15 protein-coding genes are annotated in these 17,987 nt (G+C 71.9%); 6 read left to right on the top strand and 9 right to left on the bottom strand.

Annotated features, from left to right (window positions below; genetic code table 11):
• Positions 1-73: 73 nt before the first annotated feature.
• Both IZR01_RS29060 and IZR01_RS29055 read right to left on the bottom strand, forming a co-directional pair.
• On the bottom strand, positions 74-397 hold the full coding sequence (locus IZR01_RS29060) for a hypothetical protein (protein ID WP_194895305.1): 324 nt from the start codon (positions 395-397) through the stop codon (positions 74-76).
• A complete protein-coding gene (locus IZR01_RS29055) occupies positions 394-1,344 on the bottom strand; it encodes a helix-turn-helix transcriptional regulator (RefSeq protein ID WP_194925705.1) in 951 nt (316 codons plus the stop codon). The genes IZR01_RS29060 and IZR01_RS29055 overlap by 4 nt, the downstream gene beginning before the upstream one ends.
• A 63-nt stretch (positions 1,345-1,407) precedes the next feature.
• Between IZR01_RS29055 and IZR01_RS29050 the strand changes: the two genes are divergently transcribed.
• The 3 genes from IZR01_RS29050 to IZR01_RS29040 all read left to right on the top strand — a co-directional run bounded on the left by IZR01_RS29050 (position 1,408) and on the right by IZR01_RS29040 (position 4,228).
• The gene (locus IZR01_RS29050) at positions 1,408-1,836 is read left to right on the top strand and encodes a VOC family protein (RefSeq protein ID WP_194925704.1); all 429 of its coding nucleotides are present in this window, start codon (positions 1,408-1,410) and stop codon (positions 1,834-1,836) included.
• Between the two features lie 68 nt (positions 1,837-1,904).
• Positions 1,905-2,744 (top strand): SAM-dependent methyltransferase, encoded by an 840-nt coding sequence (locus IZR01_RS29045; RefSeq protein ID WP_194895302.1) that lies wholly within the window; start codon positions 1,905-1,907, stop codon positions 2,742-2,744.
• Positions 2,745-3,007: 263 nt separating this feature from the next.
• Positions 3,008-4,228: an extracellular catalytic domain type 1 short-chain-length polyhydroxyalkanoate depolymerase gene (locus tag IZR01_RS29040; RefSeq protein ID WP_228560449.1), complete on the top strand. Its 1,221-nt coding sequence runs from the start codon at positions 3,008-3,010 to the stop codon at positions 4,226-4,228.
• Between the two features lie 117 nt (positions 4,229-4,345).
• Here the strand turns inward: IZR01_RS29040 and IZR01_RS29035 are convergent, their stop codons facing one another.
• Positions 4,346-5,272, bottom strand: coding sequence for an alpha/beta hydrolase family protein (locus IZR01_RS29035; protein ID WP_194925715.1), 927 nt, complete (start codon positions 5,270-5,272; stop codon positions 4,346-4,348).
• A 29-nt stretch (positions 5,273-5,301) separates the two neighbouring features.
• Complete coding sequence (locus IZR01_RS29030) at positions 5,302-6,246, bottom strand: alpha/beta hydrolase family protein (protein ID WP_194925702.1); 945 nt, start codon at positions 6,244-6,246, stop codon at positions 5,302-5,304.
• Positions 6,247-6,369: 123 nt separating this feature from the next.
• Between IZR01_RS29030 and IZR01_RS29025 the strand changes: the two genes are divergently transcribed.
• A complete protein-coding gene (locus IZR01_RS29025) occupies positions 6,370-6,948 on the top strand; it encodes a TetR/AcrR family transcriptional regulator (RefSeq protein WP_323746389.1) in 579 nt (192 codons plus the stop codon).
• Between the two features lie 32 nt (positions 6,949-6,980).
• On the opposite strand, the gene IZR01_RS29020 is transcribed toward IZR01_RS29025, so the two are convergent.
• The 5 genes from IZR01_RS29020 to IZR01_RS29000 form a co-directional block, all read right to left on the bottom strand.
• The gene (locus tag IZR01_RS29020) at positions 6,981-8,183 is read right to left on the bottom strand and encodes a glycosyltransferase (RefSeq protein ID WP_194895298.1); all 1,203 of its coding nucleotides are present in this window, start codon (positions 8,181-8,183) and stop codon (positions 6,981-6,983) included.
• Entirely contained in the window at positions 8,180-8,932 is a 753-nt protein-coding gene (locus IZR01_RS29015; protein ID WP_194925701.1) for a DUF2334 domain-containing protein, read from the bottom strand. The genes IZR01_RS29020 and IZR01_RS29015 overlap by 4 nt, the downstream gene beginning before the upstream one ends.
• The gene (locus IZR01_RS29010) at positions 8,933-10,207 is read right to left on the bottom strand and encodes a glycosyltransferase family 4 protein (protein ID WP_323747127.1); all 1,275 of its coding nucleotides are present in this window, start codon (positions 10,205-10,207) and stop codon (positions 8,933-8,935) included.
• A gap of 238 nt (positions 10,208-10,445) precedes the next feature.
• Positions 10,446-10,649, bottom strand: a complete 204-nt coding sequence (locus IZR01_RS29005; protein ID WP_194925699.1) for a hypothetical protein — start codon at positions 10,647-10,649, stop codon at positions 10,446-10,448.
• Positions 10,650-10,811: 162 nt separating this feature from the next.
• Positions 10,812-11,321, bottom strand: a complete 510-nt coding sequence (locus IZR01_RS29000; protein ID WP_194925698.1) for a hypothetical protein — start codon at positions 11,319-11,321, stop codon at positions 10,812-10,814.
• Between the two features lie 204 nt (positions 11,322-11,525).
• Here IZR01_RS29000 and IZR01_RS28995 point away from each other — a divergent pair, with 204 nt between their 5' ends.
• Together IZR01_RS28995 and IZR01_RS28990 are read left to right on the top strand one after the other, a co-directional pair.
• The gene (locus IZR01_RS28995) at positions 11,526-16,091 is read left to right on the top strand and encodes an HAD-IC family P-type ATPase (RefSeq protein ID WP_194925697.1); all 4,566 of its coding nucleotides are present in this window, start codon (positions 11,526-11,528) and stop codon (positions 16,089-16,091) included.
• A gap of 270 nt (positions 16,092-16,361) precedes the next feature.
• Positions 16,362-17,987, top strand: a 1,626-nt coding sequence (locus tag IZR01_RS28990) for a serine/threonine-protein kinase (RefSeq protein WP_228560443.1), incomplete at its 3' end; no start/stop codon positions are given.

The raw sequence follows: 17,987 nt of genomic DNA, 5'->3' as shown, positions 1-17,987 counted from the left end.
TCAGGAGCCTGTTTACTGGACATTGACATGTTGACGGTGGTGGGGCTCGGTCCGGCGATACGCCGGCCGGGCCTCACTGCTGTGTGGAGTCGGTCCCTACCGCCAACGCTGCGCAGTCGTCGAGCAGCGCGCCGGACTCCATCATCGAGCGCAGCAGACCCGGCGTGACCCAGCGCAGCCAGTCCACGCTCTCGTCCAGCGTGCCGCCCCAACTGAACATCGCGTGGTGCAGGTTCCCGTCGCTGATCCGCGCGACCGGCCCGGACAACTCGGCGAGTTCGTCCTCGGTGAAGCAGTGGCGGCAGCCGTCCACCGGCACGGTCCGGCCGGTACGCGGGCCGAAGGCCCGGTCGATCTCGTTCAATGCTGCTGCGATCTTCAATGCTTCCGCGGTCACGGTGTCCCCCCTGCCGCGGCAGCGTAGCGACGCGCCAGCGATCCGAACGCGGCTTTCAGCTCCGGCGGCCCGACCACCTCGACGTCGGCGTCGAACGCCCCGAAGGCCGCCGCCAGCCCGGGCCACGACCAGGCGCCCAAGGTGAGTCGGCAACGGTCCGGGCCCAGTTCCTCGACGACACCATCGCGGGCGAACGGTGCCACCGCGCTGAGCGGCGCGTGCAGGATCACCTCACCGCGGCACGGCCAGCCGCCGGCGCCGTCAGAGCCCTGAAAGCGGCTCGTGACGAAAGCGGACACGTCCCCGCCTGGCAGTTCGCGCGCAGTGAAGCGCGGGCCGGTCGGAATACGGGGACTGATTCGATCCACGCGAAACACCCGCCAATCGTCGCGGTCGAGGTCCCACGCGACCAGATACCAGCGCCCGCGACGCGTGACGAGGTGGTGCGGCTCCGCGCGGCGGGGGACATCGCCGTCGGCGTAGTCGAAGCGCAGCACCTCGCGGGCGTGGATCGCGGCGCTGAGCGCCGTGAGCACGTCCACGCCGACCGCCGCACGCGGCTCCTCGATCGCCGTCACCTGGAACATGTCGACCCGGCGCCGCAGCCGCGACGGCATGACCTGGCGCACCGTGTTCAACGCCCGCAACGCCGCTTCTTCCAGACCGCCGCCCCCGACGACCGCCGTCTGCAACGCCGCGGCCAGCGCCACAGCCTGGTCATCGTCGAACAGCAGCGGCGGCAACTCGGAGCCTGCTCCCAACCGGTAGCCGCCGTCCGGCCCCTTCGCCGCCGCGATCGGATACCCGAGCTCGCGCAGCCGGTCGACGTCACGCCGCACCGTCCGCGGACTCACGTCCAGCCGCGTCGCCAGGTCCGCACCCGACCAATCCCGGCGCACCTGCAACAACGACAACAGGGACAACAACCGTGCGGAGGTCTTCGGCATGTCATCCATCATGCCCCGAGAAGCGGACACAACCTGGCCGCCACTGCTGCGAAGGTGGCTGCCATGAACCTGAAATCCACCACTCACGTCAACTTCCGCGGCGACGCCCGGGCGGCGTTGGAGTTCTACCGCGACGTCTTCGACGGCGAGCTGACCGTCATCACCTACGGCATGATGAACGCCGCGCAGCGTCCCGAGGAGGCCGAGCACATCATGTGGGGCCAGGTCACCGCGGCCAGCGGCTTCGCCATCATGGCCTTCGACGTCCCGGCCGACCGTCCCTACGACAAGGGCGTCGCCCCGTTCTTCGAATCGGTGCGCGGCCAGAGCGTCCAGGACGTCACACCGATCTGGGAACGGCTCTCGGCGGGTGCGACCGTCCTCCAAGAACTGAAGCCGTCGCCGTGGGCTCCCGCCTACGGGATGCTCACCGACCGCTTCGGCCTCACCTGGGTCGTCGACGTCGCCTCAGAGGCCGGTCCCACAATGTGATCCGCGGCACAGTAGTCTGATTCCCCAACGGGCCGACGCGGGGCCGGCCGTCGAGGGTGGAGGTGCGTATGACCGAGAATGCCCAGCGTCAGCAGGCAGTGGAGGGGGTCGGGTACTGGCTGCCCACCACCGTCGACACCTCGGTGGCGCACATCGCCCGGGTGTACGACTACTTCCTCGACGGCAAGGACAACTTCCCGGCGGACCGGGAGGCCGCGGCGCGGATCCTCAAGGGGAATCCGGGAATGCGGGACACCTGCCGGGAGCAGCGTGCGTTTCTGCGCCGGGCGGTCCGGTTCCTGACGGAGTCCGGCATCCGGCAGTTCATCGACATCGGGACCGGGCTGCCGACGCAGGAGAACACGCACGAGGTCGCGCAGAAGATAGCGCCGGACGCGCGGGTCGCGTACATCGACAACGACCCGATCGTGCTGGCCCACGCCCGGGTCCTGATGGCCGACCAGGACCACGGCCGGACCATCTTCATCCACGCCGACGCCCGCGAGCCGGAGAAGCTGCTCGCCGATCCGGCGCTGACCGACGTCATCGACCTGACCCGGCCGGTCGCGGTGCTGCTGATCGGGATCCTGCACTTCATGCCGGACCACGAGAACCCCGCCGAGCTGATCGGCACCCTGCTCGCCGCCCTGCCCGCGGGCAGCTATCTGGCGATCAGCCACGGCACCCCGGACTTCGCCCCGGAGATCGGCGACGCGGTGCAGGCCGCGTATCAGGCCTCGTCGATGCCGTGCCGCGTGCGGACCTCGGCGGAGGTCCTGGCGCTGCTGGAGGACGTCGAACTGGTCGACCCGGGCCTGGTGCTGCTCGCCGAGTGGCGTCCGGACGGCCCGGTGCCGCAGGACCGGCAGCAGATCACTTACGCCGCAGTGGGGAAGAAGACCGCCTAGCTCTGGCGAGAAGTTTCGACGAAGACCACGCGATCCCACTGCGCGCCCCGTGATTATGGGGCGCGCAGACATCGTTCTCAGGCATCAGCGGCAGTACGGTCCCGTCACCCCAACGGTGAACGGGAGGTTTCGCAATGGCCCGCACCACCCCTGTTCCAGCAAGCGCTGTCTCTCCATCAAGCACTGACTTTCCATCAGGCACTGCCAGGCCGTCCGGCCGACGACGCGGCGTACTGGCCTCGCTCGCGGCCGCGGTGCTCACCTTGGCCGCCTCGGCCCTGACCCTCGTCCCCTCCGGCGCCCCGCCCGCGCGCGCCGCCTCGTCGCTCAACCAGGTCACCGGCTTCGGCGCCAACCCCGGCAACCTGGCGATGTACAGCTACGTCCCGCAAGGGGCGGCGCAAGGCGCGCCGCTCGTCGTGGCGCTGCACGGCTGTACCCAGACCGCCACCGACTACTACGACCACTCCGGCTGGTCCCAGTTCGCGGACCAGTGGGGGTTCACGGTGGTGTTCCCGCAGACGTCCAGCGCCAACAACGCCTTGTCCTGCTTCAACTGGTTCGACTCGACCAAGGACACCCGCGGCAAGGGCGAAGCCGAGTCGGTCGCCGAGATGGTCTCCTACGCCGAGAGCCACTACGGCTCGGACCCGCACCGCGTCTACGTCACCGGGCTCTCGGCCGGCGCCGGCCTCACCGCCGACCTGCTCGCCGACTACCCGGACGTCTTCGCCGGCGGGGCGATCGACTCGGGACTGCCGGCTCAGTGCGCCACCACTGAGACCGCGGCCTCCTCGTGTCAGACGAGTAGCCAGAACCTCACTCCCGCACAGTGGGGCAACCTGGCACGCGACTCAGACCCCGGATACACCGGGCCGTGGCCGCGCGTCGCGATCTGGCAGGGAACAGCCGACTACACCGTCTATCCGGTCAACGCCGCGGAGCTGCGGGACCAGTGGACGAACGTGTGGGGCATCAGCCAGACCGCGTCGAGCACGCAGACGCTGAGCGGTGGGACCACGGAGTCCGTCTACAACGACGCCAACGGGAATCCGGCCGTAGAGATGTACTCGATCAGCGGGATGGGACACGGGCTCGCGGTGGATCCGGGTTCGGGGACCGCGCAGTGTGGTTCGACCGGCGCGTACTTCCTGAGCTACATCTGCTCGACGTACTACACGGCGACGTTCTGGGGCCTGAACTCCGGGACGCCGCCGCCGACCACGCCGCCTTCCACAACGCCTTCCACAACACCGACCACAACGCCTTCCACGCCACCCACGTCATCGTCCTCGTCGGCGCCGGCCGAGTGCTTCACCGCGAGCAACTACGACCAGACGGTCGCGGGTCGGGCCTATGTCGCGGCGGGCCTCACCTACGCCGACGGATCCAACCAGGCCATGGGCCTGTGGAACGTACTCGTCACCCACACCCTGAAGGAGACAAGCCCCGGCTACTACGTCATCGCCGACAGCGGCTGCTAACGCCATCGCGGCCGGCCGCAGCGGAACCGCCTCCTAGCTGCGGCCGGCCTCGCCAGTTCATCGAAACCGCGCGTGTTCGTCGACGTCGCGCGCGCCTTCGTCGAGGCCTGACACGCCTCACTTCGAGTCGAGCCGCCCGACCTCGCCGGAGCTCCGCGCCACTGCCTCGCGCGCCGCGGCGAAGCTCGCCTCGTCCACGCCGAGCGCCGTTCGCAGGTAGGCCGTCGTCAGGCGCTGGATCAGCGCCACGCGCTCGGGGTTCTCGTCGGTGGTCTCGGTCACGGAGTGGCCGACGATGCCGCCGAGGGAGTGTTCGCCGCCGAACAGCGTGAGCAGGTGGTGGGCGCCGGGGCTGAGGTGGTAGGCGTCGGTGAACCAGTCGGGGCCCCGGGTGGAGAGTTGGGAGTCGTCATGGTCGCCGGTGACGATCAGGGCCGGGGTGGTGAGGTCGGCGAACTCCGGGCGCATGAAGGGGAAGTGCTCGGCCGCGAAGGGAGACAGGCTGTCGCCGGTTCCGGTGATCGAGAGCAGGACGCCGGCGGTCACGCGCTTGTCGGCGAAGTCCTCGCCCGGGACGCCTGCGGCGTCGAGGACACCCGCACCGAGCAGCGTGCTGGCGCTCTGCGCGCCCCAGGAGTGGCCGGCGACGGCGACGCGGTTGACGTCGACCCGCCCGGCCAGGCCCGGGACCGCGGCTATCAGCGTGTCGAGGCGGTCCAGGACGCGGGTCAGGTCGTCGATGCGCACGCGCCAGATGTCCGGGTAACGCGGGTCGTCCGGGGTGACGGTGAGCGTCCGGGAGTCCAGGTGCGTCGGCTGGATCACGACGAAGCCGTGACCGGCCCAGAAGTCGGCCAGCGGAGCGTACAGGTCCAGCGATCCGCCGAAGCCGTGGGAGAAGACCACGACGGGCAGAGCGGTTCCGCTCACCGGCGCGGAGACCCGCACCTGGAGATCGTCGCCGCGCTCCGGCGCGGCCAGCACGACCGGCTTGACGGAGACGATCGGGGTGGCGGTGCCTATCGCAGCGTCCAGATTCGACATGTTCATGAAAGAGTTCTCCTCGCCTTGGATCACTTGGTGTCGACGCGACCGAACGCGTCCGGGCCGTTGGTCAGCGCGTCGCGGGCGGTCTGCCACGCGTCGTCGCCGGGGAAGAGGGACGAGCGGAGGTAGGCGGCGGTCAGTCGGCTGACGGCCGCGACCATCTCAGGGTTCTCATCAGTGGTCTCGGCGGCGTCGTAGCCGGCGATGCCGCCGAGGCCGTGCTCGGCGCCGAACAGCGTGAGCAGGGTTTTGGGGCCGGGGGCCAGGGTGTAGGGGTCGGCGTGCCAGGCCGGACCGACGTCGGTGAAGTGCCGGGAGTCGTCCTTGTCTCCGGCGACGACCAGGGCCGGCGTGGTCATCGTGCCGAAGTCGACCGAGCTGGTGAACGGCACGAGCGCCGCTCTCGGTCCGTTCAGCGCGTCGCCGCCGCGCCCCGGCGCGGCCAGCAGGACGCCCGCCTTGAGCCGCGGCTCGGCCAGATCAGCCACCTCGCCGGTGTCGGGATCGGTGACCCGCGCGCCCAACAGCAGGCTGGCCGTGAAGCCGCCGAGCGAGTGGCCCGCGACGGCGGCCTTCGCCCGGTCGAGGCGTCCGGCGAGCTGGGGCACGGACCGCTCGATCACGTCGAGCCGGTCGAGGATGTGCGTCATGTCCTCGGCCCGCGACCGCCAGAACAGCGGCGCACCGGGCTGGTCGCCGACTTCACCGGCCAGGGTTTTGGAACTGAGATGGGTGGGCTGGACGACCACGAAACCCCGCGCCGCCCAGGCATTGGCGAGCGGTCCGTAGCCGTTGAGCGAGGACAGGTTGTTCGATCCGCCGTGCCCGTGGGACAGCAGGATCACCGGAAGGCCGGTGCCCTCGGCGGGTGCCGAGACGCGCAGCTGGAGATCGACCGGCCGCCCCGGGATGGGCAGCACCACCGGGCTATAGGACAAAACGGGAACGTCAGGGACGCGGAGCGGGCTCATGGCCAGGGCTCACCTTCGGCTAGACTGAAAAGCGGAACGTCGCTCCATTTAGTATCCGGAACCATGTTCCGCTTTGTCAACCGCGCGGTCGCGCCATCGGATCGCGCCATCGGAAGGAACCCCGTGCCCACCGAGCAGGAGCCGGCTCGCACCAAGCGCGCCGACGCGGCCCGCAACGAGAAGACGCTGCTCGCGGCCGCCGCCGAGGTCTTCGTCAGCTCCGGCGTGGACGCCCCCATCCGGGAGATCGCGGCCAAGGCGGGTGTGGGCGTCGGCACGTTCTACCGCCACTTCCCCACCCGCGCCGACCTGATCACCGCGGTCTACCGGCACCAGATCGAGGCCTGTGCCGAGGCCGGCCCGACCCTGCTGGCCGCCGCGGAGACGCCCTTCGAGGCGCTGCGCCAGTGGATCGACCAGTTCACCGACTTCCTGGTCACCAAGCACGGCCTGGCCGACGCCCTCCAGTCCGACAGCAGCACGTTCGCGGCCCTGCACACGTACTTCCTGGACCGCCTGGAGCCGGTGTGCGCTGCCTTGCTGAAGGCCGCGATCGATGCAGGTGACGTCCAGACGGAGATCAGCGCGCTGGAGCTGATGCGGGGCGTCGGCAACCTGTGCATCGGGCGCGGAACCGACCCGCGTTACGACCCCCGGCGGCTGATCGCGGTGCTGTTAAAGGGTTTGCGGGCGCCTCTTTAACTCCAGCCGGAGGGCCAGGAAGAACCCGGGCTCTACTTCGCCGCCGACTCGGTGACCTTGCGCCGCCGCAGCCCCCGCCGCTTGCGCCGGCTCAGGTTCCGTTCGCGAGCCGCCAGCGCGGCGTGGACGTCGATCATCGACGCGACGGTCGCCGACCACGGGAACTGCTCGGCACGGTGCCGCGCTGCCGCGCGCCGTTCGGACTCCGGCCAGGCCAGGATCCCGGCGACGGCCCGCGCCATCTCCGCACCGGTCGGAGTGGCCGTCAGACCGGCGCCCGCGGCGAGCAGTTCGCCGGCGCCGCCGGTGTCCGCGGTGACGACCGGCGTACCGCACGCCAGCGCTTCCAGCACGGTCAGGCCGAAGGTCTCGGCAGGTCCGGGGGCGAGGACGACGTCGGCCTCCGCGATCCGCGCGGCCAGCTCGGTCCGGTTGGCCAGGTGCCCGTGGAAGGTCACCGGTAAGTCAGCGGCGATGCGCTCCAACTGCTGACGCTGGTTCCCGGCGCCGTAGACGTCCAGGTGTACCGGCAGGCCCTCGGCGGTCAGTGCCCTGAGGGTGGCGATGGCTACCGCAGGGTTCTTCTCCGCGGACAGCCGGCCGCAGTAGACCAGACGCCAGGGGTGTTCCTCAGTCCCGCGCGGCACTTCGGGCCATGAGGCCGGTGAACTCGCGCAAGGACGGAAGATCTCCAGATCGACCCCCAGCGGAATCTCGCACAGCGATCCCCCGGTGCCGTCGAACTCCCGCCCGGCGAAGGACGAGGCCACGATGATCGTGTCGAACCGGGTCGCCAGCCGCCGCGACCTCCGATTCAGCGCCGGTCCCAGCGCCCGATGGCTAGCGCGCCACGCGTGCGGAAACCGGGCCGCGGCGACGGCGTCCAGCCGCTCGTGCGAGATCAGCACCGCGCCGACGCCCCGCGACCGGGCCCACGGACCGGCGGCGGCCAGCGTCGCCTTGTCCGACACCTCGACCGAGTCCGGCCCCAACTCCTCCAGCAGATCCCGCACCGGCGAGAACCGCGGGATCATCCGGTAGCCGCCGCTGACCGGCACGCTCGGCAGCGTGACGACCAGCCCTTCGTCGCCCTGCTCGCGCGAGTGGCGCTGACCGGGGATCACCAGCACGCGCTCGTGGCCGGCGGCCACGTATCCCCGGCCCAGCGTGTCCACGACGGTCCGCAGGCCGCCCGAGGTGGGGCTGTAGGCATTCGCGAGCTGGACGATCCTCACTGGATCGGGACGGCTGCGCCGCGCATCACGAGCCCGGAGTACGTGCCGGCCCGGTACCCGGCGGCCAGCGCCGCGTCGATGACGGCGAGCGTGGTCGCCCGCAGAGCCGGCTGCCGCAGGTCGTCGGGATGCAGCGCGACCCGGAACGAGCGGCCGTTCCGGGCCATCGCGGAGGCGGATCTGCGCATCAGGCGCGCGGCGAACAGCTCGCCGGCGCCGCCGGGGCGGTGCGAGAGCGCCGGGAGGGTGTGGCGGCGTTCGGTGATGAGGTCGTGGACGAACAGGTGCGAGCTCGTGTAGCGCAGCCCGACTCGCCGCAGTGCCGTGAACGCGCCCGGCGAGGCGAGCCAGCCCGGCGGGTGGAAGCCCACCGGTTCGATGTCCAGGGCGGCCAGTTCCGCCAGCCCGGCGGACAGCCGGGCCGTGGCCTCGGCGACGTCCAGCGCCGCGAACTCCGCCGCGCCGCGCGCGATGAGCTGGGCGGCCGCCCGGCGCCACGGTGCGCCGTCGGGACCGGCCCGGTGCGCCCAGCCGTGCAGCGCCAACTCGTGGCCGCGGGCGGCGGCGGCGTGCAACGTGGCGACCAGGTCAGGGCTCTGGCTCAGCCGGGGTCCGCGCCACGGCCCCGGGATCACCAGGAGCGTGGCCGGGATGTCGCGGGCGTCGAGATCGGCCAGCCAGCGCTCGGTGGCCGCGGCGCTGGCCGGCGCGATGTCGTGGATGGAGACGAGTAATTGCGGGCGGGGCATTCACGCCGCCGTTTCGAAGCCGGTGCCGGCCTTGGCGGCGGTGGCCGCCTCGCCGGAAACAGCCGGGGCGCCCTTGCCGGACGCGGCAACAGCACCCTTGCCGAGCCGGCCCGCCGCGGCGTTGGCCTCGATGGAGGTGGTGATCGTGGCGGGCTCCGACCCGGCGGTGAGCGCGCTGTGGCCGCCGATGGCCGCGTTCAGGTGCCCCATCAGCTGGTCGCTGACCGCGTTCCAGGTGCGGGCCTCGACCTCGGCTCGCGCGTTGAGCCCGTAGAGCGAGCGCAGGTCGCGGTTGGTGCTCAACCGCATCACCGCCGACCGCAGTTCGGAGACTGAATCAGGGTCGTACAACAGCCCGGTGTGCCCCGGGGTCACCAGGTCCAGCGGGCCGCCGGCCGCCGGTGCCACCACCGGGACGCCGCTGGCCATCGCCTCCTGCACGGTCTGGCAGAAGGTCTCGTTGGCGCCGGTGTGGATGAACACGTCGAGGCTGGCGTAGGCCCGGGACAGCTCCAGGCCGTCCAGGAAGCCGGTGAAGGTCGCGTTCGGCAGCGCCGAGCGCAGCTTGGCCTCGGCCGGGCCGTCGCCGACGATCAGCAGCCGCACGCCTGGCAGCCCACTGAGATTCGCCAGCAGGTCGACCCGCTTCTCCGGAGCCAGGCGGCCGACGTATCCCACGACGGTCTCCCGGTTCGGCGCGACCTCGTGCCGCAGGCGTTCGTCGCGGTAGCGGGGACGGAAGCGGTCGGCGTCGACGCCGCGGCGCCACAGGGCCAAGCGTGGGAAATCGTGGTCGGCCAAGGTCTTCAGGGTCGCTGTCGAGGGCACCAGCGTGAGGTCGGCCTGCGAGTGGATCCGCCGCAGCCAGGACCAGATGACCTTGTCGGTGCCGCGCAGCCCGTAGCGCCGGGCGAACCCGGCGATGTCGGTCTGGAACACCGCGACGCACGGGATGTCCAGTTTGCGCGCGGCGGTGGCGCCGGCGGCGCCGAGGCTGACCGGCGAGGCCAGGTAGATGATGTCGGGCCGGAACTCCCGCAGCTTGCCGACCAGTCGCGCCATCGGCAGCCCGAGGACGAACGACCGGTATCCCGGCAGGGCGAAGCCCCCGACCGAGGCCACCTCGTGCCCGGCGTACCGTTCTGGCCCCGGCTTCGCCGCGATGACGAGCGCTTCATGCCCTCGTTCGGCGAACTGCTCCAGGACGCGGCAGACCGAGTTCGTGACCCCGTTGACCCGGGGGAGGAACGATTCGGTGATGACGGCTATACGCACGCTACTCACGATGGGGGCGCCAGATGGAACTCCGATTGTGAGAACGCGAGGACCCGCACAACCTGAGATGAAGGATAGGGGCCACGCCGCCAATCAGTGCGAACACGCGGATCACGGCGCATGCAACTACAAGCCCTCGCCCGATGGCAAAACCCTGACCGGGTCGGATGCGGCGATGCTGAAGCAGATCTTCCAGGATGCCGGGATGCCGGGATGCCGTGGGACCGCCGCCGCGCCGTCAGTCGAAGGAGATGTGCATCTCGCCGTCGCGCATCTCGACGTCCACGCCCCGGGTCAGGCGGACGGCACCGGCAACGAGGACCTGGGCCAGAGGGCCGGCGCCGACCAGGGCGGCGGCCGCGACCAGGCATGGCTCCGCCAGGGCGGAGACGACGCGGGTCACGTCGCCCATGGCGGCGGGGAAGGTGATGGTGATCGACATGCGTCCTCTCCGCTTCGCTGTTCTACGAAGCAGTACAGACGCCCCGGCGCTCGGCGGCCACCTGGTGCGGGTGAACGTTGGACGGCCAGATCTCCAGCGCCGATCGACCAAATCGCGCGCGGCGGACGTGGGCGCTCCGCCGTGGGGGTGGCGGAGCGACGACTACGCGCTCTTAGCAGACTCCTGATTCTGTGCCGGCTTCAGCGGGCCCCAGCGCCGCAGCGCGGCCAGACCCAGACCGCCGACCGCGACGACCGGCCACTCCACGGCGCCGATCACGGCCAGGCTGCCGACGGCGATGTAGGCCGGGATGCCGTTCTTGTTCTGCGCGACCTTCTTGGCCGCGGTCAGCGGCAGGCTCGCGGCCTTGACCGCCACGCCGACGACGGCGCCGTCGAGCGGGATCGTCACCGAGACGCGGTGGGTGGTCTCGTCGGCGTTCGGGGTGGACTGCACCGGCTTTTCGGCCTCCGTCTTGCTGGTCTGGGACTGGGTGGTCTGGGACTGGGTGGTCTGGGACTGGGTGACGGCCGGCTCGGCGGCGCTCGGGGTCGGGGTCACGGTTTCAGCCGCGGTTTGGGCTGCGGTCCCCGCGGTTTCGGTCGCGGGCTTGGCTTCCGCCTTGGCTGCCGTCGTCTTGGGCGCGGCCGTCTTGGCGGCTGGCTTCGTCACATTGCCCGCCGTCGTCTTCTTGGCGGTGCGCGTTCTCGGCTTCGCCGCGGTCTGATCCTTTGCCTCTGCCACTGCTTTTCACCCCTTCATTCAGTGAGTCGTGATTTTGAGCCGTAGACTCACCAACTTATAGCCAGTTCATACGACACCCAACGTTAGGGTGAAAACCGTGTGACGAATGCGGGAGTTGAGATGCTGTTCGGGATGGACCGAGTCGCCGTCGGCGCCGTGCGGTTCGCCGCCGCGTCCACCATGGGCGCGGTCGACGCCGTGGGGACGCTGGCCGGCGGATCCCTCGGTGCGGTCGAGGCCGTCGCCGGGTTCGCCGCGGCTAGTCCGACCCGCGCGCGCCGCCGAGTCTGGTCCGCCGACGGCCGGGCGCACGTCGAGGTCAAGGGCCTGACCGGGTCCGGCGACCGGCACCACGCCCTGCGTGCGCACCTGACCGGCGCGCTGCGCGAGCTCAAGGGTGTGCGCTGGGCCGAGATCAACGCGGTGACCCAGCACATCCTGATCGACTTCGATGAGCAGGAACTCGATGTCGAGGCGATCATCGAGGTCATCGAGGCGGCCGAGGAAGCGCACGACACCGACGAGGAGACGTTCTCCCGTACCAAGCCCGAACACCCCTCGGCCGACGCGCCGGTCAATCTGGCGATCATCGCGCTCGCCGCCGACGCGGTCGGCTTGAGTGTGGCGGTCGCGGGCCGCGTCATGCGTCTGCCGGCCGTGCCGCAGGCGCTGCGCGTCCCGCTGCTCATCGCCGAGACCACGCCCCGGATCCGGCACCTCGTCGAGGACCGCATCGGCCGCACCCACACCGAGGCGTTGTTCGCGGTCAGCAACAGCACGCTCAACGCGCTGGCTCAGGGCCCTGAGCCGATCCTGATCGACAGCACGCACCACGCGCTGCGGTTCGCCGAGGCCCGGGCCCGGCAGGCGGTCTGGCGCCGTCGGGAACGCGAGTTGGTCGGCGACGGTTCCGGTCTGCCGAGTGAGGTCCCGCGCCGCTCCGTTCGTCCGGTCCCGCTCCCTCAAGGACCCGTTGAGAAATTGGGCGACCGCGCGGCCCTGGCCTCGCTGCTCGGCGCCGGCGGCGTGCTGGCCGCCACCCGTGATCCGGGGCGGGCCGGCGATCTGATGCTCGCGACGATGCCGAAGGCGGCCCGGCTCGGCCGGGAGGCGTTCGCCTCGATGCTGGACTGGGAGCTGTCGCGGCACGGCGTGGTCCCGATGGACGTGTCCAGCTTGCGCCGCCTGGACCGGATCTCTTTGGTGGCCATCGATTCCTCGACGCTGTGCACCGACCGGCCGCGCATCCTGAGCGTCGTGGCGACCGACCCGGCGACCACCGACCGGGAGATCTGGGCCGCGACCGAACAGGCTCTCGTGGCGTCCTCCAGCGCTTCGCGGTTCGTGGGCTCCGGGCCGTGGACCGTCGGCGAGTGGAGTTTCGAGAAGCCGCAGGACGCGCTGGACGGCTCGATCGGCGGCCCGGTCGCACTGACGTTGGACGTGCTGGATCCCGAGGGCACGCGCCGGGGCCGGGTGCGTATCGGCGTGGAGACCGACCCGCTGGCCGATGCTCTGCTGGCGGCGGCCCGGGACGCGGCCTCGCACGTGGTGCTGACCGAGCATGACAGCGTCACCGATCTGCTGCCGTGGGCCGACGAGGTGGTGGCCCCGGGTGCGCCGCTGCTGGATTACATCCGGCTGATGCAGCTCGGCGGCAGCGGTGTGCTGGCGATATCAGGGCTCGACGACGACGCGCTGCACGCCGCCGATGTCGGGGTCGCGGTGGTCGCCGAGGGCCGGCCGGTGTGCTGGTCGGCGGAGTTGCTGTGCGGCCCGGGGCTGAGCCAGCCGTGGCGGGTGCTGCGTTCGGTGGGCGCCGCGCGGCAGGTCAGCGAGCGTTCGGCGCGGCTGGCGCTGGGCGGCTCGGCGCTCGGTGCGCTGCTGACGGTGACCGGGCGGCGCCGGACCGCGCGGCCGATGACGCTGAGCCCGGTGCACAGCGCGATGGCGGCGGCCATCTTCGGCGGGACGCTGAGCGCGCTGCGCGTGGCCCGGCAATCGCCGCCGGAACCGTCGATCCGGGGCAACTGGCACGATCTGACGGCACGTGAGGCCTTCGAGCGGGTGGAGCGGGCGCGCCGGGAGCAGCCGGCGCAGGTGGCGCCGCGCGGACGGTTCGGGGCGGTCGCGGACGCCGGGCGGGAGACGGCGCGGATGTTCGGCGCCGTGCCGCTGGCGTCGCAGACCGCTCAGTTGGTCGGCGCGGTCGCCGAGGAGCTGCGGGACCCGCTGACGCCGGTGCTGGCGCTGGGCGCGGCGGCGTCGGCGATCGTGGGTTCCGGGGTGGACGCGCTGCTGGTGACCGGGGTCATGGCCGGCAACGCGGTGATCAGCGGGGCGCAGCGGATGCGGGCCGAGCAGGCACTGCGGCGGCTGCTGATGGGCGAGCAGATTCTGGCGCACCGGGTGCAGTGGCAGCCTGCTGATTCTGGCTCAGGTCCTGGATCCGGCTCCCCCGCCGGCTGGCTCGCAGGGCTCGACGACGCCTCGACTCTCGACGTGCCGGCCACCACGCTGCGGGTCGGCGACGTCATCGCGCTGGCGGCGACCGACGTGGTCCCGGCCGACGTACGGCTGCTGACCGCGCTGGATCTGGAAGTCGACGAGTCCAGCCTGAACGGCGAGTCGCTGCCGGTGGCCAAGCTCCCGGCCGCCACGCCCGGGGCCGACCTCGACGAGCGGTCGTGCATGCTCTACGAGGGCTGCACGATCCTGGCAGGGAGCTGCTACGCGCTGGTCGTGGCGGTGGGTCGGGACACTGAGGCCGGGCGGGCCGCGGCGGTCGCGGGCTCGGCCCCGCCGCCGGCCGGGATGCAGGCCCGGCTGGCCGAGCTGACCCGGATCGCGTTGCCGGCGGCCGGAGTCGGCGGGATCGCGGTCACCGGGCTGTCCGCGCTGCGCGGCGTGCCGCTGCCGTGGGCCGTGGCTTCTGGGGTGGCAGTCGCGGTCGCGGCGGTGCCCGAGGGGTTGCCGCTGGTCGCGACGGTCGCGCAGCTCGCCGCGGCGCGCCGCCTGTCGCAGCGCGGCGTGCTGGTGCGGTCCTCGCGCACGCTGGAGGCGCTGGGCCGGGTCGACACCGTCTGCTTCGACAAGACCGGGACGCTGACGCAGGGGAAGTTGTCGGTCACGCGGCTCGCGGACCTCGACGGCGACCTGCCGCTGGACAGCGAGGAAGGCAGCCGCCTGCTGCGGTTCGCGGCCCGGGCCTGCCCGGCGGTGGAGGAAGGCGCGGCCCGGCGGCTCGCGCACGCCACGGACGGGGCGGTGGTGGAGGCCGCGCACCGGTATCTGGGGCGGGACGAGAAGTGGAACCTCATATCGGAGCTTCCGTTCGAGACAACGCGCGGGTACGCCGCCTCGATCGGGACCAACAGCACGCGGCTGACGCTGGCGCTGAAGGGCGGGCCGGAGACGGTGCTGGAGGCGTGCACGCAGGTGCGGTCGCGGGACGGCGGTGTCAACGCCCTGAGTGCCACCCGGCGCCGGGAGGCCGTGGAGGCGACGATCCGGCTGACGCGCCAGGGCTTGCGGGTGCTGGCGATCGCCGAGTCGCACCCGGTGGTGGAGAACATCGAGGACGTCGCAGAGCTCGACGTCGCCACGCTCGTCACCGACCTGACGCTGATCGGCTTCATCGCCATCGCCGACACCCCGCGCCCCACCTCCGCACGCGCGGTCGCGGACCTGACGGCGGCCGGCGTCCGGGTCACGATGATCACCGGCGACCACCCCAACACGGCGGTGGCCATCGCCGAACAGCTGGGCATCCCCGAGGCGCGGCTGGTCCTCACCGGCGCCGAGTTCGACCGGCTGAGCAAGCGCGAACGCGCCGAGCGCGTCACCGGCGCCACCGTGTTCGCGCGGGTGTCGCCGGAGCAGAAGGTGCGGGTGGTCCAGGCCCTGCGCGAGGCCGGCCGCATCGTCGCGATGACCGGCGACGGCGCCAACGACGCGGCGGCGATCCGGCTCGCGGACGTCGGCATCGCCATCGCCGGCCACGGCTCGGCGGCCGCCCGCTCGGCAGCCGACCTGGTCCTGGCCGAACCCGATCCGGCCCGCATCACCGACGCGCTGCGCGAGGGCCGCACGCTGTGGGGCAACGTCCGCGACGCGGCGTCGATCCTGGTCGGCGGCAACGCCGGCGAAGTCGCCTTCACGGTCCTGGGCACCGCGATCTCCGGCCGCGCTCCCCTGGGCACCAGGCAGCTGCTGCTCGTCAACATGCTGACAGACATGCTCCCGGCCCTCGCCGTCGCGCTGGCTCCCGCCCGCCCGAACAGCGGCGAAGACCCGCTCGCATCGGGCCCGGTGAGCAACCTGTGGGACGCGGAATTCAAGCGCACACTGGCAGTCCGCGGCGGTGCCACAGCGCTGGGCGCGGGCCTGGCGTGGGGCATCGGCCGCGTGTCGGGCCGCCCGCGCCGCGCGGAGACGATGGGCCTCGGCGCGCTGGTCGGCACGCAACTGGGCCAGACACTGCTGGCGGCGCGGCACAGCCCGCTGGTGATAGCCACGGCGGCGGTGTCGGCGGTCGCGCTGGTCGCGGTGGTGGAGACGCCGGGCGTGAGCCAGTTCTTCGGCTGCACCCCGCTCGGACCGATGGCTTGGGGGACGGTGCTGGCGTCGGCGGCGACGGCTACGGCGGCCGGGGTGGTCGCGCCTCGGGTGCTGGAGCGGGTGGGGTGGAAGGCTTAGGCGGTTCGCGGGCGGCAGGTTGCCGGCGGCGGTTCGGGGGCGCTGACCGGCGCCGACGGCTCGAAAATCCTTGCGGGTCGGGCCGACGCCGGACAGATGCCGGGTCACGGTTCGATTTCGCGAATTCCGAGTATCAGCGGGAGCTACACAGGTATTCGAACGGCGACGCGATCGACGGTAGGGTTGGGGCCGCTATTAGCTGGGTCTGGTCAGGGATCCGGTCATGTCGACGAGGTGCCCGTGTGCGGCGGGGGAAGTAAGGGAACTGTCATGAACGCCGACCCCGACGAGGGGCAGCCGAGGACCGCGCCTGAGGCAACCGAGGCTGTGACGGTCCCGCCCGAAGCGGGCGAGGCGGATCAGGACGGGCCTGAGACTGAGGACGCCGGGCCGGAGGCCGAGGAGGCTGACGCTGCCGAGTCGGAGCCGGACGCGCCGGAGTCGGACGCAGCCGAGGCCGAGGCCGTTGAGGCTGAGGCGACCGAGCCCGAGCCTGATCCCGAGCCCGAGCCCGAGCCCGAGCCCGAGCCCGAAACAGCATCCGCGACCAAGCCACTTGAGGCAGAAGCTCCCGAGGCGTCGGCCGCCAAACCCGCCAAGCCCAAACCCGAACCCCCAGCCCCCGACCCAGCCTCCCTGGTAGCCGGCCGCTACCGCCTGGTCTCCCTGATCGGCGGCGGCGCCATGGGCGTGGTCTGGCGGGCCCGCGACGAGGTCCTGGGGCGCGATGTCGCCGTCAAAGAGCTGCGTCCCGACCATGGCATGAGCGGCGCGCAGGTCCGCACCTCGCACCAGCGCGCCCGGCGCGAAGGGCGCATCGCCGCGCGTCTTCAGCACCCGAACGCGGTCGTCATCTACGACGTGGCCGAGCACGACGGCCGGCCCTACCTGATCATGGAGTACGTCCCCTCGCAGAGCCTGGGCGACATCCTCGCCACCGGCGCGGTGCTCACCCCGACCGAGGTGACCAGCATCGGCGCCCAGCTGGCCTCCGCGCTCACCGCGGCCCACGAGCGCGGCATCGTGCACCGGGACATCAAGCCCGGCAATGTGCTGATGACCTCCGACGGCACCGTGAAGCTCACCGACTTCGGTATCTCCCGGGCCACCGGCGACGCGACCGTCACCGCGACCGGCGAGATCCTGGGCACCCCCGCCTACACCGCGCCCGAGGTCGCACAAGGGCATCCGGTCGCGTTCCCGGCCGACGTGTTCTCGCTCGGCGCCACCCTCTACGCCGCGGTCGAGGGCATCCCGCCGTTCGGCGAGGACGCCAACGCCATGGCCACGCTGCTGCGCGTGGTCCGCAACGAGATGCGCCGGCCCAAGCGCTCCGGCCCGCTGACCGACACCATCTTGCGGATGCTGAGCCCCGAGCCCATCGACCGGCCGACCATGAAGGAGATCTGGCAGGGGCTCGACGCGCTGGGGACGAAGCCGCTGCCGCCGATCGCGCTCAAGCCGCAGCGCGGCGCGACCCGGGCGTTCGACGCGCCGTCGCCGACCGTGGCGATGGAAGCGGGCTCGGCGATGGGCTCGATCGGTGCGGTCGGCGCCGTCGGTGCGGTCGGTGCGATGGGCGCTGCGAGCACGATGGGTTCGGCCGGCCCGCTCGGCCCGGTCAACGCCCTCGGCCAGAGCCAGAGCCAAAGCCCGCTGGGCCCGCTCGCCGCGAAGGGCACGACGGACGCCAAGCCCACCAACGGCCCGGCCACCGTCACGCCCGCCTCGACCGTGAACCAGCAGGCCTCCTCCACGCCCCTACCGAAGTCGACGACCGCGATGCCGGCCGACCCGGTCCCGACCACCGCGATGGCACAGCAGCCGAAGGCCGTGACGCCGCTGGTCCCGAGGCAGGCCGCGGCGGCCGCCACCCCGCCGCCCCCGACCTCCGAC

Origin of the sequence: Catenulispora pinisilvae, from assembly GCF_015356865.1 — a bacterium.
In the GTDB taxonomy this organism is placed as follows: domain Bacteria; phylum Actinomycetota; class Actinomycetes; order Streptomycetales; family Catenulisporaceae; genus Catenulispora; species Catenulispora pinisilvae.
This window is presented reverse-complemented; position numbering and strand designations above follow the sequence as displayed.